Source organism: Lentzea aerocolonigenes, assembly GCF_000955955.1.
GTDB classification, from domain to species: Bacteria; Actinomycetota; Actinomycetes; order Mycobacteriales; family Pseudonocardiaceae; genus Lentzea; species Lentzea aerocolonigenes_A.
The window spans coordinates 1-335 of record NZ_JYJG01000089.1; the positions used below are offsets into that span (position 1 = coordinate 1).

At 70.1% G+C, this 335-nt stretch carries 1 protein-coding gene; it reads left to right on the top strand.

Features of this window, described 5'->3' with window-relative positions; all coding sequences use genetic code 11:
* Window positions 1–335: SdrD B-like domain-containing protein (locus UK23_RS14970; protein ID WP_045312116.1), on the top strand; the 335-nt coding region annotated here is incomplete at both ends.

Below are 335 nucleotides of genomic sequence, written 5' to 3' on the forward strand. Positions count from 1 at the left end.
CTCCGACGGTGACGTCACCGGCACCACGCCGGTGTTCACCCTCGGCCAGACCACGATCGACCGCACGTGGGACTTCGGTCTGATCCCGGCCACGGCTTCGGTCGGCGACCGGGTGTGGTCCGACGTCAACGGCAACGGTGTGCAGGACGCCGGCGAGCCGGGCGTGCAGGGTGTGTCGGTGGAGCTCTTCCGGCAGGGTCCGAACGGACCGGAGCCGGTGAGCACCATGCTGACCGACGCGAACGGCACGTACCTGTTCACGGGTCTGGGCGCGGGCAGCTACTTCGTCCGCTTCACCCCGCCCGCCGGGATGCTGATCTCGCCGCAGGACCAGG